The organism is Haemophilus influenzae, assembly GCF_003494325.1.
Classification (GTDB): domain Bacteria; phylum Pseudomonadota; class Gammaproteobacteria; order Enterobacterales; family Pasteurellaceae; genus Haemophilus; species Haemophilus influenzae_I.
Genome location: NZ_QQIK01000002.1, coordinates 166,447 through 187,418 on the forward strand (window position 1 = coordinate 166,447; position 20,972 = coordinate 187,418).

27 protein-coding genes and 3 pseudogenes are annotated in these 20,972 nt (G+C 40.2%); 25 read left to right on the forward strand and 5 right to left on the reverse strand.

The genetic code is table 11. The annotated features are described in order from the left end of the window. Positions 1-17 precede the first annotated feature (17 nt). Positions 18-680, reverse strand: a complete 663-nt coding sequence (locus DV356_RS03980) for an NAD(P)H-dependent oxidoreductase (protein WP_005692270.1) — start codon at positions 678-680, stop codon at positions 18-20. A gap of 113 nt (positions 681-793) precedes the next feature. Here DV356_RS03980 and siaB point away from each other — a divergent pair, with 113 nt between their 5' ends. Then, on the forward strand, positions 794-1,468 hold the full coding sequence (gene siaB, locus DV356_RS03985; protein ID WP_005666769.1) for a 5-acetyl neuraminic acid cytidyl-transferase: 675 nt from the start codon (positions 794-796) through the stop codon (positions 1,466-1,468). A gap of 706 nt (positions 1,469-2,174) precedes the next feature. Here the strand turns inward: siaB and DV356_RS03995 are convergent. After that, positions 2,175-3,185, reverse strand: coding sequence for a phage portal protein (locus DV356_RS03995; RefSeq protein WP_118806544.1), 1,011 nt, complete (start codon positions 3,183-3,185; stop codon positions 2,175-2,177). 9 nt (positions 3,186-3,194) lie between these two features. Further along, positions 3,195-4,969 (reverse strand): annotated as a pseudogene (locus DV356_RS04000) (terminase large subunit domain-containing protein). 164 nt (positions 4,970-5,133) lie between these two features. Here DV356_RS04000 and DV356_RS04005 point away from each other — a divergent pair. The 12 genes from DV356_RS04005 (at position 5,134) to DV356_RS04060 (ending at position 11,074) form a co-directional block, all read left to right on the forward strand. Further along, positions 5,134-5,949 carry a GPO family capsid scaffolding protein gene (locus DV356_RS04005; protein WP_112119464.1) on the forward strand — a complete coding sequence of 272 codons (816 nt, stop codon included), beginning with the start codon at positions 5,134-5,136 and terminating at the stop codon, positions 5,947-5,949. A 21-nt stretch (positions 5,950-5,970) separates the two neighbouring features. Beyond that, a complete protein-coding gene (locus DV356_RS04010) occupies positions 5,971-7,020 on the forward strand; it encodes a phage major capsid protein, P2 family (protein ID WP_061723990.1) in 1,050 nt (349 codons plus the stop codon). Positions 7,021-7,031: 11 nt separating this feature from the next. Continuing rightward, complete coding sequence (locus DV356_RS04015) at positions 7,032-7,682, forward strand: phage terminase small subunit (protein ID WP_061723991.1); 651 nt, start codon at positions 7,032-7,034, stop codon at positions 7,680-7,682. Positions 7,683-7,974: 292 nt separating this feature from the next. Then, positions 7,975-8,481 carry a head completion/stabilization protein gene (locus tag DV356_RS04020; protein ID WP_061723992.1) on the forward strand — a complete coding sequence of 169 codons (507 nt, stop codon included), beginning with the start codon at positions 7,975-7,977 and terminating at the stop codon, positions 8,479-8,481. Continuing rightward, positions 8,481-8,690: a tail protein X gene (locus tag DV356_RS04025; RefSeq protein ID WP_005663423.1), complete on the forward strand. Its 210-nt coding sequence runs from the start codon at positions 8,481-8,483 to the stop codon at positions 8,688-8,690. The genes DV356_RS04020 and DV356_RS04025 overlap by 1 nt, the downstream gene beginning before the upstream one ends. 1 nt (position 8,691) lies before the next feature. Further along, entirely contained in the window at positions 8,692-8,913 is a 222-nt protein-coding gene (locus DV356_RS04030; RefSeq protein ID WP_005692259.1) for a phage holin, read from the forward strand. Continuing rightward, the gene (locus DV356_RS04035) at positions 8,906-9,424 is read left to right on the forward strand and encodes a lysozyme (protein WP_112080763.1); all 519 of its coding nucleotides are present in this window, start codon (positions 8,906-8,908) and stop codon (positions 9,422-9,424) included. Before DV356_RS04030 ends, DV356_RS04035 begins: the two co-directional genes overlap by 8 nt. Next, positions 9,409-9,759: a chemotaxis protein gene (locus tag DV356_RS04040; RefSeq protein WP_112119466.1), complete on the forward strand. Its 351-nt coding sequence runs from the start codon at positions 9,409-9,411 to the stop codon at positions 9,757-9,759. Before DV356_RS04035 ends, DV356_RS04040 begins: the two co-directional genes overlap by 16 nt. Then, a complete protein-coding gene (gene lysC / locus DV356_RS09925) occupies positions 9,674-9,937 on the forward strand; it encodes an Rz1-like lysis system protein LysC (protein WP_005672206.1) in 264 nt (87 codons plus the stop codon). Before DV356_RS04040 ends, lysC begins: the two co-directional genes overlap by 86 nt. Next, positions 9,934-10,149 (forward strand): TraR/DksA family transcriptional regulator, encoded by a 216-nt coding sequence (locus DV356_RS04050; protein ID WP_005633796.1) that lies wholly within the window; start codon positions 9,934-9,936, stop codon positions 10,147-10,149. The genes lysC and DV356_RS04050 overlap by 4 nt, the downstream gene beginning before the upstream one ends. Further along, positions 10,146-10,616, forward strand: coding sequence for a phage tail protein (locus DV356_RS04055; RefSeq protein ID WP_118806545.1), 471 nt, complete (start codon positions 10,146-10,148; stop codon positions 10,614-10,616). The genes DV356_RS04050 and DV356_RS04055 overlap by 4 nt, the downstream gene beginning before the upstream one ends. Further along, the gene (locus DV356_RS04060; protein ID WP_005653071.1) at positions 10,616-11,074 is read left to right on the forward strand and encodes a phage virion morphogenesis protein; all 459 of its coding nucleotides are present in this window, start codon (positions 10,616-10,618) and stop codon (positions 11,072-11,074) included. Before DV356_RS04055 ends, DV356_RS04060 begins: the two co-directional genes overlap by 1 nt. Here DV356_RS04060 and DV356_RS04065 read toward each other — a convergent pair. Next, positions 11,052-11,324 carry a hypothetical protein gene (locus tag DV356_RS04065; RefSeq protein WP_005653074.1) on the reverse strand — a complete coding sequence of 91 codons (273 nt, stop codon included), beginning with the start codon at positions 11,322-11,324 and terminating at the stop codon, positions 11,052-11,054. The two genes, DV356_RS04060 and DV356_RS04065, sit on opposite strands and share 23 nt — an antisense overlap. 129 nt (positions 11,325-11,453) lie before the next feature. On the opposite strand from DV356_RS04065, the pseudogene DV356_RS04070 reads away from it, so the two are divergent. Continuing rightward, positions 11,454-11,606, forward strand: a pseudogene (locus DV356_RS04070) (phage virion morphogenesis family protein); the annotation flags it as partial. Here DV356_RS04070 and DV356_RS04075 read toward each other — a convergent pair. Beyond that, positions 11,603-11,812 carry a hypothetical protein gene (locus DV356_RS04075; RefSeq protein ID WP_112119470.1) on the reverse strand — a complete coding sequence of 70 codons (210 nt, stop codon included), beginning with the start codon at positions 11,810-11,812 and terminating at the stop codon, positions 11,603-11,605. The pseudogene DV356_RS04070 and the gene DV356_RS04075 sit on opposite strands and share 4 nt — an antisense overlap. A 39-nt stretch (positions 11,813-11,851) precedes the next feature. Here DV356_RS04075 and DV356_RS04080 point away from each other — a divergent pair, with 39 nt between their 5' ends. The 11 genes and pseudogenes from DV356_RS04080 to DV356_RS09995 all read left to right on the forward strand — a co-directional run. Beyond that, the gene (locus DV356_RS04080; RefSeq protein ID WP_118806546.1) at positions 11,852-14,572 is read left to right on the forward strand and encodes a phage tail tape measure protein; all 2,721 of its coding nucleotides are present in this window, start codon (positions 11,852-11,854) and stop codon (positions 14,570-14,572) included. A 76-nt stretch (positions 14,573-14,648) separates the two neighbouring features. Then, positions 14,649-14,816 carry a hypothetical protein gene (locus DV356_RS09835; RefSeq protein ID WP_162836930.1) on the forward strand — a complete coding sequence of 56 codons (168 nt, stop codon included), beginning with the start codon at positions 14,649-14,651 and terminating at the stop codon, positions 14,814-14,816. Beyond that, positions 14,794-14,964, forward strand: coding sequence for a hypothetical protein (locus DV356_RS09840; protein WP_162628616.1), 171 nt, complete (start codon positions 14,794-14,796; stop codon positions 14,962-14,964). Before DV356_RS09835 ends, DV356_RS09840 begins: the two co-directional genes overlap by 23 nt. A gap of 97 nt (positions 14,965-15,061) precedes the next feature. Then, positions 15,062-15,619 (forward strand): hypothetical protein, encoded by a 558-nt coding sequence (locus DV356_RS04085; protein WP_005689803.1) that lies wholly within the window; start codon positions 15,062-15,064, stop codon positions 15,617-15,619. A gap of 8 nt (positions 15,620-15,627) precedes the next feature. Next, positions 15,628-16,056 (forward strand): hypothetical protein, encoded by a 429-nt coding sequence (locus tag DV356_RS04090; protein WP_118806547.1) that lies wholly within the window; start codon positions 15,628-15,630, stop codon positions 16,054-16,056. Positions 16,057-16,159: 103 nt separating this feature from the next. Further along, on the forward strand, positions 16,160-16,759 hold the full coding sequence (locus DV356_RS04095) for a phage baseplate assembly protein V (protein ID WP_112119473.1): 600 nt from the start codon (positions 16,160-16,162) through the stop codon (positions 16,757-16,759). A 1-nt stretch (position 16,760) separates the two neighbouring features. After that, entirely contained in the window at positions 16,761-17,099 is a 339-nt protein-coding gene (locus DV356_RS04100; RefSeq protein WP_005633786.1) for a GPW/gp25 family protein, read from the forward strand. Beyond that, positions 17,096-18,010, forward strand: coding sequence for a baseplate assembly protein (locus tag DV356_RS04105; RefSeq protein ID WP_112119474.1), 915 nt, complete (start codon positions 17,096-17,098; stop codon positions 18,008-18,010). Before DV356_RS04100 ends, DV356_RS04105 begins: the two co-directional genes overlap by 4 nt. Continuing rightward, positions 17,997-18,536, forward strand: a complete 540-nt coding sequence (locus DV356_RS04110) for a phage tail protein I (protein WP_112119475.1) — start codon at positions 17,997-17,999, stop codon at positions 18,534-18,536. The genes DV356_RS04105 and DV356_RS04110 overlap by 14 nt, the downstream gene beginning before the upstream one ends. An 8-nt stretch (positions 18,537-18,544) precedes the next feature. Then, positions 18,545-20,866: a phage tail-collar fiber domain-containing protein gene (locus DV356_RS04115; protein WP_239994844.1), complete on the forward strand. Its 2,322-nt coding sequence runs from the start codon at positions 18,545-18,547 to the stop codon at positions 20,864-20,866. After that, positions 20,838-20,957 (forward strand): annotated as a pseudogene (locus DV356_RS09995) (site-specific integrase); the annotation flags it as partial. The gene DV356_RS04115 and the pseudogene DV356_RS09995, both read left to right, overlap by 29 nt. Between the last annotated feature and the right edge of the window lie 15 nt (positions 20,958-20,972).

Consider the following 20,972-nt stretch of genomic DNA (forward strand, 5'->3'; position numbering starts at 1 on the left):
CTTTTTTAATGGGATTTTTACCCCACCCATCTCACCACTTCATCCAATCCTTTACGGGATTTTTTCGCAATATCGCGTGAGCGATAGCCAAAGGTTGCGGCGACAGAAACCGCATATTCTTGAGGATCAAATAATCCTTCTTCGGCGAGGCATTCATTCATTTTGTCGTAATGAAAACCTTCAATTGGGCAAGAGTCGATGCCAAGGGCTGAAGCTCCAGTAAGCATATTTGCAAGGGCGATATAAGTTTGTTTACTGCACCAATCAAATAAAGTGCGGTCGTTTTCGAGTAATTTCATATCTTCTTCTTGCAGGGCTTTGTATTTTGTGAGGGCGGCTTGTTGTTGCTCTGCGTTCAAGCCTTTGCGTGCCATCACATCCACAAAAAACGGACTATCATAACGGGCATTTTTTTTCGCGAGAATTACCACAAGATGACTGCAATTATCAAGCTGATTTATCATTCCCCAGCTAAAAGGTTTCATTTTTTCGCGTAAGGTTTTATTTTGAATCACTAAAAATTTCCAAGGCTCAGAGCCTACAGAACTCGGCGATAATCGACCGCACTCTAAAATACATTCAAAATCTTCATCACTGATTTTTTTTGTTGGGTCGTAATAACGTGTTGAGCTACGTTGATGGAAGAGTTCAAGAACTTGTTCACGAGTAAGTTGAGTCATTTTATTTCCTCTTTGTTAAACAAAAATATGGTGCCATATTAAAGATTAGTTTTTGCTAAAACAAGGGAAAGATTTTAGAATAGTCAGCACTTTTATCACAGAGAGTGAGAATAATGACAAGAATTGCAATTATTCCTGCGAGAGCAGGTTCTAAAGGAATTAAAGATAAAAATTTACAGCTTGTGGGGGGCGTTTCTTTGGTGGGGCGAGCGATTTTGGCAGCGCAAGAATCGGGTATGTTTGATCAAATTGTGGTGACATCAGATGGCGAAAATATTTTAAAAGAGGCTGCAAAATATGGCGCAAAACCAGTGGCACGCCCTGAAAGTTTGGCACAAAGTGATACACGCACCATTGATGCTATTTTGCATTGCTTAGAAACACTTAATATTTCACAAGGCACCGCTGTACTTTTGCAACCAACCAGCCCATTGCGTAATGCTTTAGATATTCGTAATGCAATGGAAATTTTCCTTGGCGGCAAATATAAATCAGTGGTTTCAGCTTGCGAATGTGAGCATCATCCTTATAAATCCTTCACTTTAGAAGGTACCGAAGTTCAGCCTATTCACGAATTAACGGATTTTGAAGCCCCTCGCCAAAAATTACCCAAATCTTATCGTGCAAATGGTGCAATTTATATTAATGACATCCAAAGTCTCTTTGATGAAAAACGCTTTTTTATCGCGCCAATGCGTTTTTATTTAATGCCAACTTATCGTTCCATTGATATTGACTCCACACTTGATTTGCAATTAGCCGAAAGTTTAATTTCAAAAGAATTCTAAAAAAATTGGCCGCACTTTTGATCTGCACTCCAAAAGTTGGATTAAATAACCAACTAAGGTGCAGATTTTTTATGACCAAATACAATTTTTTTCAAGCAACAAGTCATCGAGTTTTATCTTCAAAATAGTAAAAATTGTTGATTCCCCTGCAGACATTTTCAACTTGCCAGCAGAACATTGTGACATTGGATTAATCAATTTGATCATATTAGAATCAATGGCTTAGCGTTGCTCGGGAAAGCTGATCTAGATAAATATCATTTTGTTTTTAAAAGATATATTAAATAGTTAAAAATAGCTTACTACCAAGCTTCCTACCATAAAAAACAAGACACCAATTCAGATGATCTTTTGCCTTTTAGGGACAATGATTATATCATCAAAATTTGCATTTACTTGAGTAATTTTGCGTTAAAGAATTTGATAATAAGGATCTGAATGGCGGTAGATCTGAAAAGACTTCGGCAAGGATCTAAAATTGCGTTGAAATCGACATCTTTAGTGTGCGGGCGTGGCGAGGTTTGACTGCGATTTTTCATACGTACAATTGGGCGAAAAATCGGGCTGAAATAAGGATTTAAGATTTGTCATATTGATTGATTTGATATAATACACTGGGGCAGTGCTAATACTATACAGGACAAAAACAGCTCTTTTAGCAATAAAAAACCCGCATTTCTACGGGGCTGTTTATTTTTGAAAGGATCTAATTTAGTAATTTGTAATCGGAGAATGTGATCACTTCTTTCCCTACCCAACTATTAATCTCTTTCAAACGTTCTTGCAATGGAATAATCTCATTGATAAAGAATACTCGCGTTGCTTTTTCTACATCACCAAAACCGCCTGTATTATTAGGCACAATTCCCATTAGTTGCGGTGGCACACGGTGCGCAGCTAACACATCATCACGGCTTGCGTTCTTAATGTTTAGGAAATCATCTTTGGCGATAGCATCAGACAATGGAATAACTTGCATCCCATCTTTCTTCCCATCTGGAATATACACAAATAAATTTTTAAAGTTGCCAGTCCCTTTGGTCTGTCTGATTTGTGTTTTGATTGCTTCAATGTCGTCTTTGTTTTGTGTTGGGTCAGTCATGTAAATAATCGAACCCGCATGTGCGCCATTCAGATAATATTTACGGCGGAACAATGTGGCACTTTCATTTAAAAAAGCCGATTGTAAAGCCGCGAGATATTCTGGAACGCCGTAGATTTCTTGATTCACATCGGGATTAATCAAGTTAAAGACAGCACCTTTTTTAAATTCATATTCATCAAAACCATTCACAATCTGATAAAACACGCCTGTTTCAACACCGACACGCATATATTTAGCAAGAGGAGATTTTAACGAGACAACCTTTCCAAAGGAATTTACAGTTTTCTCAACATAAGCATTGCCAAAGACCAAGTAATCTTGCACCAGTTTCTCTAATTGGGTACGAGGTAAAAGTGCGGTTGTTTTGCACGTTGAAAGTAAAATGTTTTTCTTCACCGTGATCGCACTGTTATGATGGGCTGAGGCATTTAACGCTTTAGCCAAATAACTTAAATTAATTGGCGGATTGTAATATTTTTCATACATCAACACGCTTTCGAAATAATTCAGTACTTCTGCACGGTCAATCACTGGAATAGGTTCACCAAAGCTAAATGCCTGTGCTTGATTTCCAGTAGAAAGTGCGGTGGATTTTTTTGTGTGTTTGCTCATTGGGTTATCCTATTCAAAGGTAAATATTGTTGATTTATTGCTTGATACATCGCCGCCTAAACCATAAGGCACATTTAAAATGCAGTTCATAATCGCCCATGATAAATCGCCGTGGCTTGCATCTTCCGAACGATCCGAAACATAAGTAATTTTTCCTGTGCCAGTAATGCGTTTTTTCACTGTCATAAAACTGGTGATGATTTCGTTACCATCAAATTTAAGGCGGCGTTTCTGAATTAAGTTTTGCGTTTTTAATACCATCTCATTTTTTAAATCGGCGTTGTAATCAAGACCGATTGCCATTGGGTAAAATTTTTTGACTTCTTGAAATACGCCAGAACCCATCCCCGTTTTATCAATCACAATGCGGGTGACATTGTAATCATCGCAGAAACTTTTAATTCTGCTCGCTTGTGCTTCATAATCCATGCCGTGGAATGTTTGCCAATGCAAAACGCGATAATCACCGCCTTCAACTTTAGGCGGGGCAACAATCACTAATGCTGCACGGTCGCCAGTAAAAGCAGGGTCATAACCTAACCACACTTCACGATTGCCGAATGGGCGTTGATAAAATGGCTTATAATCGTGCCATTCTTCCAAACTATCCACTTGGCAAAGTTGTAAGTCCGAAAACTTGAAAGCAGAACTGTTATCATCGGCAAATTGACACAAAAACAACTGTTCAAATTCTTCTTTGCTGTTTTCTGCGATTAGGTCGTCAATGTTGAATAGATTGCACCCACCTTCCATTGCATCATAAATACTCACAATCTGCTTCCATTGACGGTCGGCACAAAGTTTCCGCTTTTTAAGTTTTCGTGAGAAATATCGATTTCGATTTTTTCTGATTTCGCACGATTACGATTAAACGCCTTGCCTGAAAAGAACGCATAAGCAGGGTGTGCAATTGTGGTCGGCGTGGAAAAATAAGTTTGGCGATACATTTTTTGCGCCGCCATACCTGATGCCACTTTTCGCATCACATCAAATTTAGGCACCCAAAACACTTCATCGAAATACAAATTGCCGTGGTAGGATTGAGCCGTAGCGGAGTTCGTGCCAAGGAAAATCAATTCTGCCCCATTTGGCATTTTGATTGTTTCGCCTTTTAAATCTACATCTGCTGTTTGCTTGGCGTAATTCACAATGTACGAGCGAAACTGTAAGGCTTGTTTTTTACTGGCTGATAAGAAAATCTGATTGTGCCCCGTCGTCAAGGCATCAACAAAGGCTTCATGGGCGAAATAGTAAGTCGCGCCGATTTGTCGGCTTTTCAAAATATTTCTGATTCGGTGTTCTTTCGCCTTGTGCCAAATGCGTTGATAATTAAACATCCCATCAAGAAAGCCATTAATTAGCAATTCTTCTTGCTCTTGGCTAATAGCATTGGGTTCGGCTTTCTTCCGTTCGCCCTTGTTGCGGTTCGCCAGTTTCGGGTTTAAATCTACTTCATTACCATCACCAAAAGAATACTTTTTCACTCTCGCCATTCTTTCCATTTGGCGACCGAGCAAATCAATTTCTTTGTAATCTGAACCGCTCTTTTCTTCTTTTGCGATGAGCAAATTCAATCTTGTTTCAAGGGCTAATTCCACCCGACCAACAGGTGCAATATCGTCCCACTTTTCTCTGTCTTTCCAACTGGCAATCGTTGAGGCAGGAATATTTAACTGGCGTGAAATTTCCGCGATTTTATAACCACTGAAATACATCTGCTGTGCTTTACGTTTGATTTCCGCCGTCACTTCGGGGAAAGATTGATTAATAACTTGTTCGTCCATTCCTAATCCTTTCTATTTACAACCGCATAATAGAAAGGGGGCGAATGTTAGTCTTTCCGCTTGCTCTGTGAATCGGCATACAACAAAAGCAACTCATAGACCACCAAAATTAAACCTTTCAGAATAATGGCAATCTTTGAATCAAACCAAACAAAGGATAAGCAATGGCAAAAACTTCAAAATGGTTTGTAGTCGCAACGGAAGGGGCAACTACAGACGGTCGCACAATCAATCGCACTTGGATTGAACAAATGGCGGCAAATTATGACCCGAAAAAATACGGTGCACGCGTTAATCTTGAATACATTAAATGGCGTTATATGTGGAACGATGATCCGCACTCAAAATGCTATGGTGATGTGGTTGGTTTAAAAACGGAAGAAAATGCTGAAGGTAAATTGCAATTACTGGCTCAAATCGACCCAACGGATGATTTAATCAAACTCAATAAAGACCGTCAAAAAATCTACACCTCTATTGAGTGCGATCCAAATTTTGCCGACACAGGTGAAGCCTATTTAGTCGGTTTAGCTGTAACGGACAATCCTGCAAGTCTTGGCACAGAAATGTTGGTATTTTCTGCTAGTGCAAGCGCAAACCCTCTCAACAACCGCAAAGAAAAATCAGATAACCTCTTCACTGCCGCTATTGAAACTGAATTGGAATTTGTGGAAGAAACACAAAGCATCTTTGAAAAAATCAAAGGCTTGTTTGCGAAAAAAGAAAAATCAGACGATGAACGCTTTTCTGATCAAACACAAGCCATTGAGCTTTTAGCCGAGCAAACCAAAGAAACCTTGGAAAAATTAACCGCACTTTCTGACGATTTAGCCAAACAAAAAGCCGAAATCGAAGAAATGAAAGCAAGTAATGCAGAAATCCAAGCAACGTTCGCAGAACTCCAAAAGCCTGTTGAACCCGAAAATCCTCGCCCTTTAGTTTACGGTGAACAACCTGAAACTGACGGCCGCTTCTTTTAATTTATCTTAGGAAAAAAACAAATGAATAAATTTACCAAACAAAAATTTAATGCTTACCTTGCTGGTGTTGCACAAGATAACGGTGAAGATGTGGCATTCGTTGCGAATGGCGGTCAGTTTACCGTTGAGCCAACTATCCAACAAAAATTAGAAAATGCCGTGCTTGAAAGTTCTGATTTCTTAAAACGCATCAATGTCGTGATGGTGCAAGAAATGAAAGGTTCCGCATTGCGTTTAGGTGTGCTTTCACCAGTGGCAAGTCGCACCGACACCAACACCAAAGCACGTGAGACCACTGACATTCACAGCTTGCAAGAAAACACCTATTCTTGCGAACAAACCAACTTTGACACACATTTAAATTATCCAACCTTAGACAGTTGGGCGAAATTCCCTGATTTCGCCGCACGTGTGGGCAAACTCAAAGCAGAACGCATTGCATTAGACCGTATCATGATCGGTTGGAATGGCACAAGTGCAGCAGCAACAACAAACCGTACTGAACATCCATTATTGCAAGATGTGAATAAGGGGTGGTTAGTCCAAATCGAAGATAAAGCCAAAGCCCGTGTGTTAAAAGAAATTGAAAAAAGCAGTGGCAAAATCGAAATCGGCGCAGGTAAAACCTATAAAAACCTTGATGCCCTTGTCTTTGCATTAAAAGAAGATTTCATCCCAGCTCAATATCGTGACGACACTAAACTGGTTGCAATTATGGGTAGCGACTTATTAGCCGATAAATACTTCCCATTAATCAACCAAGAAAAACCAAGCGAAATTTTGGCAGGGGATACCGTCATTAGTCAAAAACGTGTGGGTGGGTTACAAGCCGTATCTGTTCCATTCTTCCCGAAAGGCACCGTGTTAGTCACATCGCTTGATAACTTGTCAATCTACGTGCAGGAAGGCAAAGTACGTCGTCACTTAAAAGATGTGCCAGAACGCAATCGTGTGGAAGATTATTTATCGTCAAACGAAGCCTATGTTGTGGAAAACTACGAGGCAGTCGCCATGGCGAAAAATATTACCATTCTTGAGGCACCTACGCCTATTTCGCCAGTGGCTGCATAACGGAATCAATTATGCGTCCAACTAAACGCCATTTTCTGGAAGTTTCTGCCGCTATCGCTAATGCGGCAGAAACCGAAGATCTAAGCGACTTTACAGAATATGAAAAAATGTGCCGTATTCTTGCGAGACATCGAAAGGATTTGAAAAACATCCAATCAACGGAACGCAAAGGCGCATTTAAAAAGCAAATTTTGCCTGACTATCTACCATGGATTGAAGGGGCGTTATCGGTCGGAAGTGGTAAACAAGATAATGTCTTGATGACATGGTGCGTGTGGGCGATTGACTGTGGCGAATATCATCTCGCCTTACAAATTGCCGATTATGCCGTATTTCATGATTTACGCTTGCCCGAGCCATTCACCCGAACACTTGGCACCTTGTTAGCAGAAGAATTTGCCGACCAAGCCAAAGCCGCACAAGCCGCCAATAAACCGTTCGAAGTGGCTTACTTAGCGCAAGTTCAACGCATCACCGCCGATTGCGATATGCCAGATGAAAGCCGAGCGCGATTATTGCGTGAATTGGGTTTGTTATTGGTTGAAAAACACCCTGAGCAAGCACTGGCATATTTAGAACGTGCTTTGGGTTTAGATCAAAAAATTGGCGTGAAAGGCGACATCAAGAAACTAAAAAAACAATTATCAGCGACTGAATGTTGATGTTGTTTTAATGCCCCGTCTAAATCGCCTGACCGACTTGGCATTTTTAGGAAAATTTTTCTTGTTTGAGCGTAGCGAGTTAAAAATTTTCCGTTAAGAAAATGACAACAAAGGGCAGAAAAGCGATTTAATCGGGTGTGTTCTTTGGTTCTTTCTTGCAAAAGCAAGAAAGAATATAAACCGAGCAAACCACGCAGCCGTCGGGCGGATTAAAAGTGCGGTCAAATTCTGACGGATTTATTGGCCGTGCTTAATTTAATCCTCACCCGACTTTTTTTATAAGGGTAAATCAATGAGCGACGGTGCAATATCAGTCAAACTTGCCCCCGATTATGAAATGGGCGAAGTGCAGCAACAGTTAAATGATTACGATACGTTAGATGACATTATCAGTAATGACGGTTTCTTCCCCGATATGTCACTTTCCCAATTTCGTAATCAATACCGTGCAGACGGCACCATTACTACACAACGTTTACAAGATGCCTTAATTGAGGGCATGGCAAGTGTCAATGCCGAACTCTCCACGTTTAAAACGCAAAGCAAACGTGACAGTTTAGAACAAATCATCGCCCCATCAATCAATGGCGAAAGCGTGCTGATTTATCGCTATAAACGTGCGGTAAGTTGCTTGGCACTGGCAAACCTTTATGAACGCTATGCAAGCTATGACAGCACTAACGATGGCGAAAAGAAAATGGCGCAACTCAAAGACAGCATTGATGAATTACGTCGTGATGCTCGCTTTGCGATTAGCGACATATTGGGCAGAAAACGCGTCGATGCGGAGTTAATCTAATGCAAGTTTACGCACAACAACATGACAATTTAGATGCCATTCTTTATCGCCATTTTGGACGAAGTGAAGGCTTACTCGAAATAACATGCGAACTCAATCCGCATTTAATGGATAAGCCCATTATTCCCATTGGTACCCCTGTCATATTGCCAGATGCCGATACAGAAAAAATCAGTGTAGCAAATGACACAATTCAACTTTGGAGCTGATATGCACGACACACCATCAAAAGCATCTTACACATCAGGAATATTCGCCTTCTTAATTGGACGCATTGCCGATATGTTCTCAAATGTAAATTGGGCTGATGTCGCATCGATTACAGGTATTGTGATTGGTGTCGCCACCTTTCTTGTAAATTGGTATTACAAGAAAAAAGATTTTGAATTAAAAGAAAAAGAACTCAAACAACGGATCCATCATCATGATTAAACGTTCCGCCAAATACCTCTGTGCCATATCCGCTGTTGTTGGACTTGTGATTGCCACTCATGGAAATGAAATTCGAACATCCGAAAAAGGCTTGTTACTGATTGGCAATGCAGAAGGTTGTATGAAAAAGCCCTATCAATGCCCTGCCGATGTTTTAACAGTCGGCATAGGCATAACCGATGCCGTTGAAAAAATTGACCGCAATAAAATTTACACCTTGCAAGAAATTGCCGAGTTATACGTAAAAGGCATTAAACAATCAGAAAAATGCGTTAATCAATATGCCAACGGGCAAACCATGCCACAAGGTGCATTTGATGCCCTCGTCTCCATCACCTTTAACATAGGATGCGGCAAATTAAAAAATAGCTCACTTTTTAAAATGGCACGCCAAGGCTACAGCAAAGCCATGTGCGGTCAATTCGAACGTTGGATTTATGCAGCAGGAAAACCGCTAAAAGGATTAATTGAACGCCGTCAAAAGGAAAAAAACCTATGTTTAATTTCTTAACCGCCAAAGAACGAGGCATTTTCCTTATCGGACCAATACTGCTTGTACTCCTCATTGTTTTTCTGGGATTTAAGGCTAATTATTGGCGAAAAGAAATGCTCAAAGAAGAACAGCTAAAACTGAAATGGCAAAACGCTTACATTGAGTTAAATCATAGCGTTCAAAATTTTGCCGAACAGCAAGCACAGCTAATCCAAGCCGTAAACAACCTCAAAGCAAACCAAAATCAACAAACACAGGATTTAAAAAATGTACTTAAATCAAACCAAGATTGGGCTGACCGCCCTTTGCCTGATGATGTTAAACGCGTGCTCAACTCAGCAGGAAGTCATTAAATCGCCAATTCTTTGTCCACAAACCACAGAGTGCAGTGCGTATTCGCCACAAATTCGCACCAATGGCGAATTAGCCGAAGCCTATTTACAGACACAACACCACCTTGATTTGTGCATTATCGAGAACTCAAGTTTAAAAAAATGCATGGATGAATTTAATAAAAAGGAACAGCCATGACAGATCAATTCGACCGAGCACAACAGCTCGAAGAAATGCAACGTGAAATCGCCCTCAAAAAACACCGCACTTTTAAAGCAGTAAGTCGCCTTTATTGTGAAGATTGTGATGCCCCTATCCCCGAAAAACGCAGACAAATGATTCAAGGCGTAACACGTTGCGTGACTTGCCAACAAAGATTTGAAATGCAACAACGGAATTTTCGAAAATGAAAAAACCCAACCAACTGCGTAAAATCCTTGAGCAAAGCCATCCCGATTTTGTAAAAAATCCCGATCATCTACAACTTTATGTGGACGGTGGGCAAATCGTCGCAACGGGTGCCGCATCATTTAGTTTTGAATATCGTTACACACTCAATGTCGTGGTGACTGATTATGCAGGCGATATTGCCACCTTGATTGTGCCAATAATGGCTTATCTCCGCACAAATCAACCTGAAATATTAGAAAATCCACAAATTCGAGAGAATGCGTTTAAATTCCAGGTGGATTACAACAATAACAACACCGCAGATATTAGTTTCGAAATCCAACTCACTGAACGTGTCGTGTCGAAAAAAGAGGGGAATAACGTGCAGATCCATTATGCAAAAGAACCCGTATGGGATGAACCTAACCGAGTAAAAGTCTATTTGGAAAACAGGGATTCGCCAATTTTTGAGGGGGATATCGTCTAATGGCAACAGTCGAAGAAGTTCAGGCAAAATTGACCGCACTTATTGCCAATCTTTCTCCACAGGCTCGCAGACAGCTTGGGCGAAAAATCGGGCAAGCCTTACGAAAAAGCCAATCGAACCGAATTGCACGCCAACAAAATCCCGATGGTTCAGCCTTTGAACCGAGAAAACCACGTAAAGAATTTGGCAAAAAGAAAGGACGAATCAAACGCAAAGCCATGTTCGCCAAACTCCGCACCGCCCGTCATTTAAAAGTGCGGTCAAATGGTAACGAAGTTTCAGTGGGGTTTAATGGCTCAAGTGCTGCCATTGCTGCAGTGCATCAATACGGTTTAACGGCACGACCATCTAACAATAAAGATTTCAAAGTGCAATATGCCCAGCGTGAATTACTGGGCTTTTCGGAAAGTGACGTGGAGTTGATTGAAAACTTAATTATTGAGCAATTAAGTCTTTAGATTGTGATTTTAATTTGATGTGCTTGCGAATAATGTGAATCCAATAGCAATACACTGCAAGTGCTGCAACACCAAGGAAAAAGTTGATTTCAGCAAGCCAAAGCACCGACCCCATCATCAACATATAAAGAAACAGAACAGGCGCGGCAATAATGCCAGAAACTAACCAAGGCAATGCAATTACACCAAAACCAATTGCAAGCCCAAGTAAGCCAACAGACAGAATAAATAATGAAAGTATTGCAATCATATTTCCCCCTTTTCTTCCTCGATTATTGAGCTAAATAATTAATCTTGTCAATAGGAAAGTGAATAAAAATGAATAATTTACAACTTACAGTCTTATTAAATGCCATTGATAAAATATCTGCTCCAGTTCGCAGTGCATCAATATGGTTTAACGGCACGACCATCTAACAATAAAGATTTCAAAGTGCAATATGCCCAGCGTGAATTACTGGGCTTTACAGAAGAAGATATTGAAATGATTGAAAGATTTGTGCTTAAAGCAATTGCTGATGGCGCTCTTTAATGACGAGAAAATATCCGAAAAACAGCACCAACAATAGCCACAAGTGGAGTAACGAAAATGGCACAAATTAACCCTGCACTGATAAAAGAAACTAACGCAATGGTAAACCAACTAACATCGGGTAATTCAGCGTGAATTTGATAAGCCAATGTCGGGAAAACAATAAAAATGCCAATAAATAAAACCCAATCTATCGCACGTTCCATAATCCCCCCTTATTTATGATCACTTTATAGGTAAATAATATGAGTAAAGATTTAAAAATTCAAGTTCTGTTATCCGCTATGGATAAATTAACTGCGCCATTCAAATCAGCACAAAAAGCGACACAACAGCTTTCGAGTACACTAAATGAAAGTAAAACAAAATTAAGATCATTATCCAAAGAATATAATCAAAATGAATTACAAATAAAAAAATATCGAGAGACATTAAATCCACTGAAAGCAAAACTCGCCGAAAACACACAAGCTTTATCTAAAGCCTATGCCGAAGTGCGCCGAATGGAATCAGCTTTAAAAAACATGCCTAAACCAACAGAAGGATTTAGCAACAAACTTAATCAAACCAAAAAAAATGTAGCTAAATTAAAAGCTGAACAAGAAAGAATGGTTTCAAAATTAAAAAATGCTCGCTCCGAATTTAATCGCAATGGAATAAGCGCAGCAACACTAGGACAACGCCAAAGAGATTTGCAAAATCAAATAAAAGGCACAAATAAAGAAATCGACCAACAAAGAAATAAGCTATCAAGACTGAATGAAAAAACACGTCAGAAACATAACTATACCCAACGTGTAGATGGATTACGTACAAAAGCGGAACAATATGCCAATATTGGAGGGAGAGCCTTAGCCACACATTCAATGATGAAGGAACAAGTGGCAAAACCAGTCGCAGCTTTTGCACAAGCCGAAGTCGCCGCAACCAATCTAAAAGTAGCGATGATGGATAAGGACGGAAAGGTGTCATCTAATTTTGAGAAAATCAACAAACTCGCTACAAATCTTGGTGATAAATTACCAGGAACAACAGCTGACTTCCAAGATTTAATGACAATGTTAGTACGCCAAGGCATGAGTGCAGAGACAATTTTAGGTGGCACAGGGGAAGCTGCTGCTTATTTATCTGTTCAGCTTGAAATGCCTCCTAAACAAGCTGCAGAATTTGCTGCAAAAATGCAAGATGCTACACGTACCACTGAAAAAGACATGATGGGCTTAATGGATGTCATTCAAAAAGGCTTTTATGCGGGCGTTGATCCAACCAATATGCTAGGTGCTTTCAAAAATCTTGGTTCTGTCATGGATACCATAAAAATGAAAGGGTTAGACGGTGCAAAAAAATTAGCACCATTCGTTGCAATGTTTGACCAAGCAGGTATGGATGGTTCCGCATCAGGTAACGCTATGCGAAAAGTATTACAAAAGGGGATGAAATACGGTGACATCCAAGCCACATTAAATAAACTTAGAAAAAAGGGAATTTTAAAATCAAAGATCAATCTTGATTTCACTAATGGAAAAGGTGAATTCGGTGGATTTGACAAACTATTTAGCGAATTAGAAAAACTGAAAAAATTAAATACTACAGAACGCATAAAAGTTATTGAAGGAGTATTTGGTAATGATGCAGAGGTCAATCAGGTAGTATCTACCCTCATTGAAAAAGGCAAAGCAGGATATGAAGAATTTGCCCAAAAAATGGAAAAACAAGCTGACTTACGTAAACGTGTAGATGAACAATTAGGCACACTAACCAATATTTGGGAAGCAACAACAGGTACATTTACTAATTTACTTGCCGAAATAGGTGCAACGATTGCCCCACAATTAAAACAGTTATCTACCGAATTAGGCGAAATAACAGAAAAGGTGAAGAACTGGGTTAAAGCGAATCCAGAATTAACTGGAACACTAATGAAAATAGCCGCCTTTTTAACTGCCGTTGTCGGCATAACAGGTGCCCTTGCCTCTGCATTTAGTTTCTTACTATTCCCTATCGGTCGAACTGCATTATTTTTAGGCTCATTAGGTAAAACCATCATCAGCATTATTCCTAATATCCTTGCTTTCAGTGCTGCATTATTAACAAATCCGCTTACCTGGATTGTTTTAGGTATAGGTGCTGTAATTGCTGCAATAGTATTACTTGTCAAACATTGGGATATTGTCAAAGAGGCATTTTCAACTGGCTGGAGTTGGGTCTGCGATATGTTTAATACTGGATGGGAAAATATCAAAGGCTTTTTTACATCAGGTATTGGCAATATCAGTGCTACTATTTTAAATTGGAGTCCTTTAGGATTATTTTATACAGCCTTTTCTCAAGTTTTGTCTTGGTTTGGGGTTGATTTACCAAACAAATTTACGAATTTTGGCTCTAAAGTTATTTCTGCCTTTGGGGATGGGGTATCGAAAACCTTTGAAACGGTAAAAAATAGCATTATTAACACCGTAAATTGGCTCAAAGAAAAACTCGGGTTTTCTAAAGATACTGAAAAACAAATCGAACAAACAAAACAGAATGTTGCAGATATCACAAACAATGCAGGAAACAACATACCGAATATTAACAAATGGTCAGGCGGCTACGCAGGAAATGGCGGTAAGTTTGAACCCAAAGGGATATTCCACGGTGGCGAATACGTGATGACCAAAGAAGCCACATCACGCCTTGGTGTAAATACGCTCAACGCCCTTAATTACGGCAAACGAGCACTGATTGCGGGCGGTTTGGGGATCAGCGTTGCAACTGCCGCCCCTGTGCAAGTGGATACTCGTGCACCAATTTCCGCTCGTCCAATGATGACGCAAACCAGCCAACCAATGAGCGTAAATATCACTATCCATGCCGCACAAGGCATGGACGAACGAGCCATTGCACAACAAGTGGCAAAAGAAATACAACGCATTGAAAACCAACGCCAAGCCAGAGCGCGGAGTTCAATGTGGGACAGAGCATAATAAAAGGGCGAAAGCCCTTTTTTGTTGTTTATTGTAAACAGAAGTGCTAGGATCTGCGAAAAATAGGAGGGTATCAATGAACGAAAATGCACCTTTTATTCGTGAAATTATTGACCGCACATCGCAAATAAAAGGCGAACGTGTGAAGGGTGACAATGCCAAAGAAATCAAGGCAAATGTTCAAACCATTTTAAAAGCGCAACTTAGAGCCACACAATTAAATGCTAGAACGCAAACATATTAAATTTGTCGAAATCCATCATCTTTTTACGCAAATCAGTCTTGCATTGGGATTTACAGAACAAGATATTGATAAACATTCGACTAATCTCGCTGAATTAATCGCATTATGGCAGCAACAAGAATTTGTTGAAGTTTATGATAAAAAATAAAAGGGCGAAAGCCCTTTTTTGTTGCACATTGTAGAAAATAGTTTTATATTTCTTCAAAAAGTTGTAAACTTCGCAAACTTTTATTCTTTGGTGACTTATGACAAATCTATCATTAAATCCTATTTTTGAAAGTTTTGCGCCAATTTTTAAGCAATTAAAAACCGTGGCAATGTCTGCGTTATTTATTGCGCCATTGGCGATAAATCATCCTGTTCGTCACACTACACACACAGTCAATATTTTCAGTATTCAAACAGATGAAAACAAATCGATCAATCAACAAGACATAGAAAAGATTATTGATATGGTGAAAGCTGTTTCTGCTATCACTGATTTTGTTATTGCGTCAATTACGGCAGAATCATTAAGCTATATTGATTTAAGTGACGTTCTGAGACTAGAAAGCAAAATTAATAAATATGATGATCTAGCTAACAATATTATGGCCAATAATAAAACTCCAGAATTATCAACAACGCTACAATCATTCAGCAATAAAATGCACACGCTTTGCAATATGATGAAATCAGAAAAATACAAGCAACAATCAGATGAAGTAGTGTTATCACGCCTTTATCGCAAATCTGAAGATGCAGGGTACACCTACAAATCATCACATTCTTTTGATGATTTTAAAAAAGCAGTGATGATGTAGGATAACAAATGAAGATTGAGTTATCAAAACAATTTCAAGAAGGGCGTTTAAACACGCCCTTTTTTAAAGACATTCAAGCCATGTCAGATGAAGAATTGCAGCTCATCTTTGATTTTATGCAATCCATTAAACAAGGGAAACTATTAAGAGGTAAAAATAAACCATCTTGGCTTGATGATAATCTCAATGACATTCCAAATACAGAGGTTTATCAACAAAACGAAATATGGCATTATCACTGCGGCCCTTACAATAAAGGATCTAGATATTATCCTATGAGTGGGCTAAAAATAAATTTGAATGGAGAAACATCAGGACCTGTAATTCATTATCAAAAAATATCAGATGAACATATCGTGATTATCGCTTTTTCTCCACAACACGAACCGTTCCCACGCGAATGGGACACTCCAAACCCAATCATTGACAGAGCATAATCAAAGGGCGAAAGCCCTTTTTTGTTACCTACTATTCCACACACTCCCACACTCGCCACACCGCACAATATTGCCAACAATAAGGCATTTTCTTTAACTGTGAATGCCTATGTCTGCTGAATTACAACGAAAACTAGACAACATTATCCGCTTTGGGGTAATCGCTGAAGTGAATTACGCCACTGCACGCGCTCGCGTAAAGAGCGGTAACATTCTGACGGATTTTTTACCCTTCGTTACATTTCGAGCGGGTACAACCAAAACTTGGTCGCCGCCGACGGTGGGCGAACAATGTGTGATGTTATCCGTTAGCGGTGAATTTACTACTGCCTGCATATTAGTTGGGCTTTACACACAAAATAGCCCAAGCCAATCGCCCGACGAACACGTCATTGAATTTGCTGACGGTGCCAAAATCACTTACAACCAATCAAGTGGCGCATTGGTTGTGACAGGCATCAAAACCGCCAGTATTACTGCCGCTAATCAAATTGATATTGACTGCCCCACAATCAATATCAAAGGCAATGTGAATATTGACGGCTCTTTATCAACCACAGGCACAAGCACTACAAAAGGCAATATCAGCACGCAAGGCAGCGTGACCGCAAGCGGTGATATTAAAGGTGGCTCAATTAGTTTACAAAACCACGTTCACCTTGAACAAGGCGATGGCCAACGAACCTCTAACGCAAAGGCATAGCATGAATCGATACACTGGCGAAACATTAAAAAACGAAAGCGATCACATTAAACAATCCATTGCCGATATTTTGCTAACGCCAGTTGGTTCACGTATTCAGCGGCGTGAATATGGCAGTTTAATCCCAATGCTAATAGACCGCCCCATTAGCCACACATTGTTATTACAACTGGCGGCTTGTGCTGTTACAGCGATTAATCGTTGGGAACCTCGAGTACAGATCACACAATTTAAACCTGAATTGGTTGAAGGTGGCATTGTGGCAAGTTATGTTGCACGCAGTCGTAAAGATAACCAAGAAATGCACAACGAAAAACTATTTTTAGGACATAAACAATGAGCGAATTAGTCGATTTATCAAAACTAGATGCACCGAAAGTGCTAGAAGATTTAGATTTTGAAAGTTTGCTCGCAGACAGAAAAGCGGAATTTATCGCACTTTTCCCACAAGATGAAAGGGCATTTTGGCAAGCACGATTAAGTTTAGAAAGTGAACCCATCACGAAATTATTACAAGAAGTGGTTTACTTGCAGTTGATGGAAAGAAACCGCATCAATAATGCGGCAAAAGCCACAATGTTAGCCTATGCCAGCGGCTCGGATTTAGATGTGATTGCCGCCAATTACAATGTAAAAAGACAAGTCATTCAAGAGGCGAATAATAATGTTACGCCTAAAATCCCCGAAATTTTAGAAGATGACACCTCATTAAGATTGCGCACGCAATTAGCCTTTGAGGGGCTTTCTGTGGCGGGCCCTCGCTCTGCTTATATCTTCCACGCACTCTCTGCACACCCCGATGTTGCAGATGTGTCTGTGGTATCACCACAGCCAGCCAATGTCACCGTCACGATTTTAAGCCGTAATGGACAAGGTGAAGCAAACGAAAACCTTTTAAATGTAGTTAGAGCCAAACTTAATGATGATGACATTCGCCCTATTGGCGACCGCGTTATTGTCCAAAGTGCGGTGATCCAATCCTACGAAATCCGCGCCAAATTACATCTTTATCGTGGCCCTGAATACGAGCCAATCAAAGCGGCTGCATTAAAAAAATTGACCGCTTACACCGAAGAAAAACACCGTTTAGGGCGAGATATTAGCCTATCGGGTATTTATGCCGCATTACACTTGGAAGGTGTACAACGGGTAGAACTTATCTCGCCTACCGCCGACATTGTGTTACCAAGCTCAAAATCAGCCTACTGCACGGCAATTAATTTGGAGATCGTGACAAGTGAGGATTACTAATCATTTACTGCCGATAGGCTCAACCCCATTAGAAAAACGTGCGGCTGAAATTCTAAAAAGTGCGGTAGAAAATCCTATTATTATTGCAGATTTAATCAACCCTGAACGCTGCCCAGCCGAATTACTCCCTTATTTAGCTTGGGCGTTTTCAGTGGATAAATGGGATGAAAACTGGACAGAAGAAGTTAAACGCATTGCGATTAAACAGTCTTATTTTGTACACAAACACAAAGGCACGATTGGCGCAGTAAAACGTGTGGTTGAGCCAATAGGCTATCTTATTGAACTGAAAGAATGGTTTCAAACAAATCCGCAAGGCACACCAGGAACATTTAGCCTAACCGTAGAAGTGTCTGAAAGTGGCTTGAATGAACAAACCTATAACGAACTAGTGCGACTGATTAATGATGTTAAACCCGTCTCAAGACATCTCAATCAGCTCGCTATCGCCCTCTCCCCAACAGGGTCACTTTGTGCCTTTGTTGGTCAGCAATGGGGCGAAATCATCACGGTATATCCACAATAGGAACATTTATGGCATCACAATATTTTGCAATATTAACCGACTACGGAACACGGGCTATCGCTCACGCATTAAGCCAAGGGCAGCCGTTACAGCTCACCCAATTTGCAGTGGGTGATGGTAATGGGAAAGCGGTCACACCAACGGCGAGCGCAACAGCTCTCGTACATCAAACGCACACTGCACCTGTCAGTGCCGTCTCTCTCGACCCTCGCAATAATAAACAAGTCATCGTTGAATTAACCATCCCTGAAAATATCGGCGGTTTTTACATAAGAGAAATGGGCGTATTTGACGCACAAAACAAACTCATTGCCTACGCAAACTGTCCTGAAAGTTTTAAACCGACAGAAAGTAGCGGAAGTGGTAAAGTCCAAGTATTGCGGATGATCTTAAAAGTAGAATCCTCTAGTGCGGTGACATTATCCATCGATAACAGTGTAATTTTTGTCACCCGACAACAAATGACACCAAAAACCATTACTGCCACAACGCAAAATGGATTTAATGAAAGCGGACACAGCCACCAAATAGCCAAGGCAAGCACCACACAACAAGGTATAGTCCAACTCACCAACGATACAGGGCTTGAAAGTGAATCTCTTGCACTCACCGCAAAAGCAGGGAAAAAACTCGCTCAACAAACAGCACAATTACAGTTAAATGTCTCGCAAAATTACATCCAAAACAGCAAAAAATCCTCTGCAGTAAATAGCGAAAGCGAAGATAACGTAGCGACAAGTAAAGCAGCCAAAACCGCCTATGACAAAGCAGTAGAAGCTAAAACTGCCGCAGAGAGCAAAGTGGGATTAAGGGGCAATGAATCGATTCAAGGTACCAAAAGTTTTGAATCTAAAATCATTGGGTTTCGTGGCATTGGGGTGGCTGATTCGCAAACTTATGCAAATGCTAATCATCTCTTAAATATGGGGGCGAATGATGGCGACGGCTGGATAGAGTATAAAAAAAGTAACCGAGCTATCGGCACCATTCGTATTCGGGCAAATGGGGAATTGTCATATAACAATCAAAAAATCTACCACGCTGGGGCAAAACCCCAATTTAATACGGATATTGAAGGCAAGCCTAATACACTTGCAGGCTATGGTATTGGGAATTTTAAAGTAGAACAAGGGCAGGGCGATGCCAATGGCTATAAAACCGATGGCAATTATTACTTAGCAAGCGGTCAAAATCTACCCGAAAATGGGGCATGGCATATTGAAGTAGTGAGCGGTGGGGCAACAAATGCGGTGCGTCAAATTGCACGTAAAGCAAATGATAACAAAATCAAAACACGCTTTTTTAATGGCTCAAATTGGTCAGAATGGAAAGAGACAGGCGGCGACGGCGTGCCTATTGGTGCGGTGGTGTCATTCCCTCGTGCGGTAACTAATCCCGTTGGTTTTTTACGTGCTGATGGCACGACATTCAACCAACAAACCTTTCCCGATTTATACCGCACTTTGGGCGACAGCAACCAACTTCCTGATTTAACTCGTAGTGATGTGGGGATGACGGCTTATTTTGCCGTGGATAATATCCCTGCTGGTTGGATTGCCTTTGATTCAATCAGAACAACCGTTACACAGCAAAATTACCCCGAGTTATATCGTCACTTAGTCGGTAAATATGGTTCTATTTCAAATGTGCCATTAGCTGAAGACCGATTTATTAGAAATGCATCAAACAATTTATCTGTTGGTGAAACGCAAAGTGATGAGATTAAAAAGCATGTTCACAAAGTGAGAACACACTGGGTTAATTCAAGTGATAGTAATATTTTTTATGACAAAACGAAAACAGTTATAGATTCACGATTACGCACTTCAACTACAACTGATGATAATCTCAGTGATAATGGATTTATGCATCCGCTATTAGATAGCCCAATGGCAACAGGTGGAAATGAAACTCGCCCTAAATCATTAATCCTCAAATTATGCATCAAAGCAAAAAACACATTTGATGACGTGCAATTCTGGGTGAAGGCATTCGGTGTTGTTGAAAATGCTGGTGCGCTTGATGCGGGTACACTTGCGCAAAATATGCAAGCGTTATCTGAGCGTGTTGAACAAAAAATAGAAGAAAATAAACAATCAACTTTGCAACAAATAACCAATGCAAAAGCTGATATAAATCAGCAATTTTTGCAGGCACAAAAGAATTTGTCTCAAATTGGCACATTAAAAAAAGTCTGGCAAGGTAACGTGAATTCTGGGCGAATTAATATATCAGAGAAGTGCTTCGGTAAAACGTTAATTTTATATCTTCAATCGTCCGAAAGTCACAGGCTTAATGATAATAACGATAACCAAGCGCGGGAAACGTGAAGAGCGCATAAGGCTACTGCGTCTTTCTCGAACTCCGCTTGCCGCAATATCTTTACAAGAAATAGGAAAAGCACACTTTCGTGAGTGGTAAAATCAACGATTAAAA

Excerpts from the sequence above, each read along its gene's own strand:
- DV356_RS03980 (WP_005692270.1), bottom strand. The coding sequence starts at position 680 with ATGACTCAACTTACTCGTGAACAAGTTCTTGAACTCTTCCATCAACGT.
- siaB (WP_005666769.1), top strand. The coding sequence starts at position 794 with ATGACAAGAATTGCAATTATTCCTGCGAGAGCAGGTTCTAAAGGAATT.
- DV356_RS03995 (WP_118806544.1), bottom strand. The coding sequence starts at position 3,185 with ATGAGCAAACACACAAAAAAATCCACCGCACTTTCTACTGGAAATCAA.
- DV356_RS04005 (WP_112119464.1), top strand. The coding sequence starts at position 5,134 with ATGGCAAAAACTTCAAAATGGTTTGTAGTCGCAACGGAAGGGGCAACT.
- DV356_RS04010 (WP_061723990.1), top strand. The coding sequence starts at position 5,971 with ATGAATAAATTTACCAAACAAAAATTTAATGCTTACCTTGCTGGTGTT.
- DV356_RS04015 (WP_061723991.1), top strand. The coding sequence starts at position 7,032 with ATGCGTCCAACTAAACGCCATTTTCTGGAAGTTTCTGCCGCTATCGCT.
- DV356_RS04020 (WP_061723992.1), top strand. The coding sequence starts at position 7,975 with ATGAGCGACGGTGCAATATCAGTCAAACTTGCCCCCGATTATGAAATG.
- DV356_RS04025 (WP_005663423.1), top strand. The coding sequence starts at position 8,481 with ATGCAAGTTTACGCACAACAACATGACAATTTAGATGCCATTCTTTAT.
- DV356_RS04030 (WP_005692259.1), top strand. The coding sequence starts at position 8,692 with ATGCACGACACACCATCAAAAGCATCTTACACATCAGGAATATTCGCC.
- DV356_RS04035 (WP_112080763.1), top strand. The coding sequence starts at position 8,906 with ATGATTAAACGTTCCGCCAAATACCTCTGTGCCATATCCGCTGTTGTT.
- DV356_RS04040 (WP_112119466.1), top strand. The coding sequence starts at position 9,409 with ATGTTTAATTTCTTAACCGCCAAAGAACGAGGCATTTTCCTTATCGGA.
- lysC (WP_005672206.1), top strand. The coding sequence starts at position 9,674 with ATGTACTTAAATCAAACCAAGATTGGGCTGACCGCCCTTTGCCTGATG.
- DV356_RS04050 (WP_005633796.1), top strand. The coding sequence starts at position 9,934 with ATGACAGATCAATTCGACCGAGCACAACAGCTCGAAGAAATGCAACGT.
- DV356_RS04055 (WP_118806545.1), top strand. The coding sequence starts at position 10,146 with ATGAAAAAACCCAACCAACTGCGTAAAATCCTTGAGCAAAGCCATCCC.
- DV356_RS04060 (WP_005653071.1), top strand. The coding sequence starts at position 10,616 with ATGGCAACAGTCGAAGAAGTTCAGGCAAAATTGACCGCACTTATTGCC.
- DV356_RS04065 (WP_005653074.1), bottom strand. The coding sequence starts at position 11,324 with ATGATTGCAATACTTTCATTATTTATTCTGTCTGTTGGCTTACTTGGG.
- DV356_RS04075 (WP_112119470.1), bottom strand. The coding sequence starts at position 11,812 with ATGGAACGTGCGATAGATTGGGTTTTATTTATTGGCATTTTTATTGTT.
- DV356_RS04080 (WP_118806546.1), top strand. The coding sequence starts at position 11,852 with ATGAGTAAAGATTTAAAAATTCAAGTTCTGTTATCCGCTATGGATAAA.
- DV356_RS09835 (WP_162836930.1), top strand. The coding sequence starts at position 14,649 with ATGAACGAAAATGCACCTTTTATTCGTGAAATTATTGACCGCACATCG.
- DV356_RS09840 (WP_162628616.1), top strand. The coding sequence starts at position 14,794 with ATGCTAGAACGCAAACATATTAAATTTGTCGAAATCCATCATCTTTTT.
- DV356_RS04085 (WP_005689803.1), top strand. The coding sequence starts at position 15,062 with ATGACAAATCTATCATTAAATCCTATTTTTGAAAGTTTTGCGCCAATT.
- DV356_RS04090 (WP_118806547.1), top strand. The coding sequence starts at position 15,628 with ATGAAGATTGAGTTATCAAAACAATTTCAAGAAGGGCGTTTAAACACG.
- DV356_RS04095 (WP_112119473.1), top strand. The coding sequence starts at position 16,160 with ATGCCTATGTCTGCTGAATTACAACGAAAACTAGACAACATTATCCGC.
- DV356_RS04100 (WP_005633786.1), top strand. The coding sequence starts at position 16,761 with ATGAATCGATACACTGGCGAAACATTAAAAAACGAAAGCGATCACATT.
- DV356_RS04105 (WP_112119474.1), top strand. The coding sequence starts at position 17,096 with ATGAGCGAATTAGTCGATTTATCAAAACTAGATGCACCGAAAGTGCTA.
- DV356_RS04115 (WP_239994844.1), top strand. The coding sequence starts at position 18,545 with ATGGCATCACAATATTTTGCAATATTAACCGACTACGGAACACGGGCT.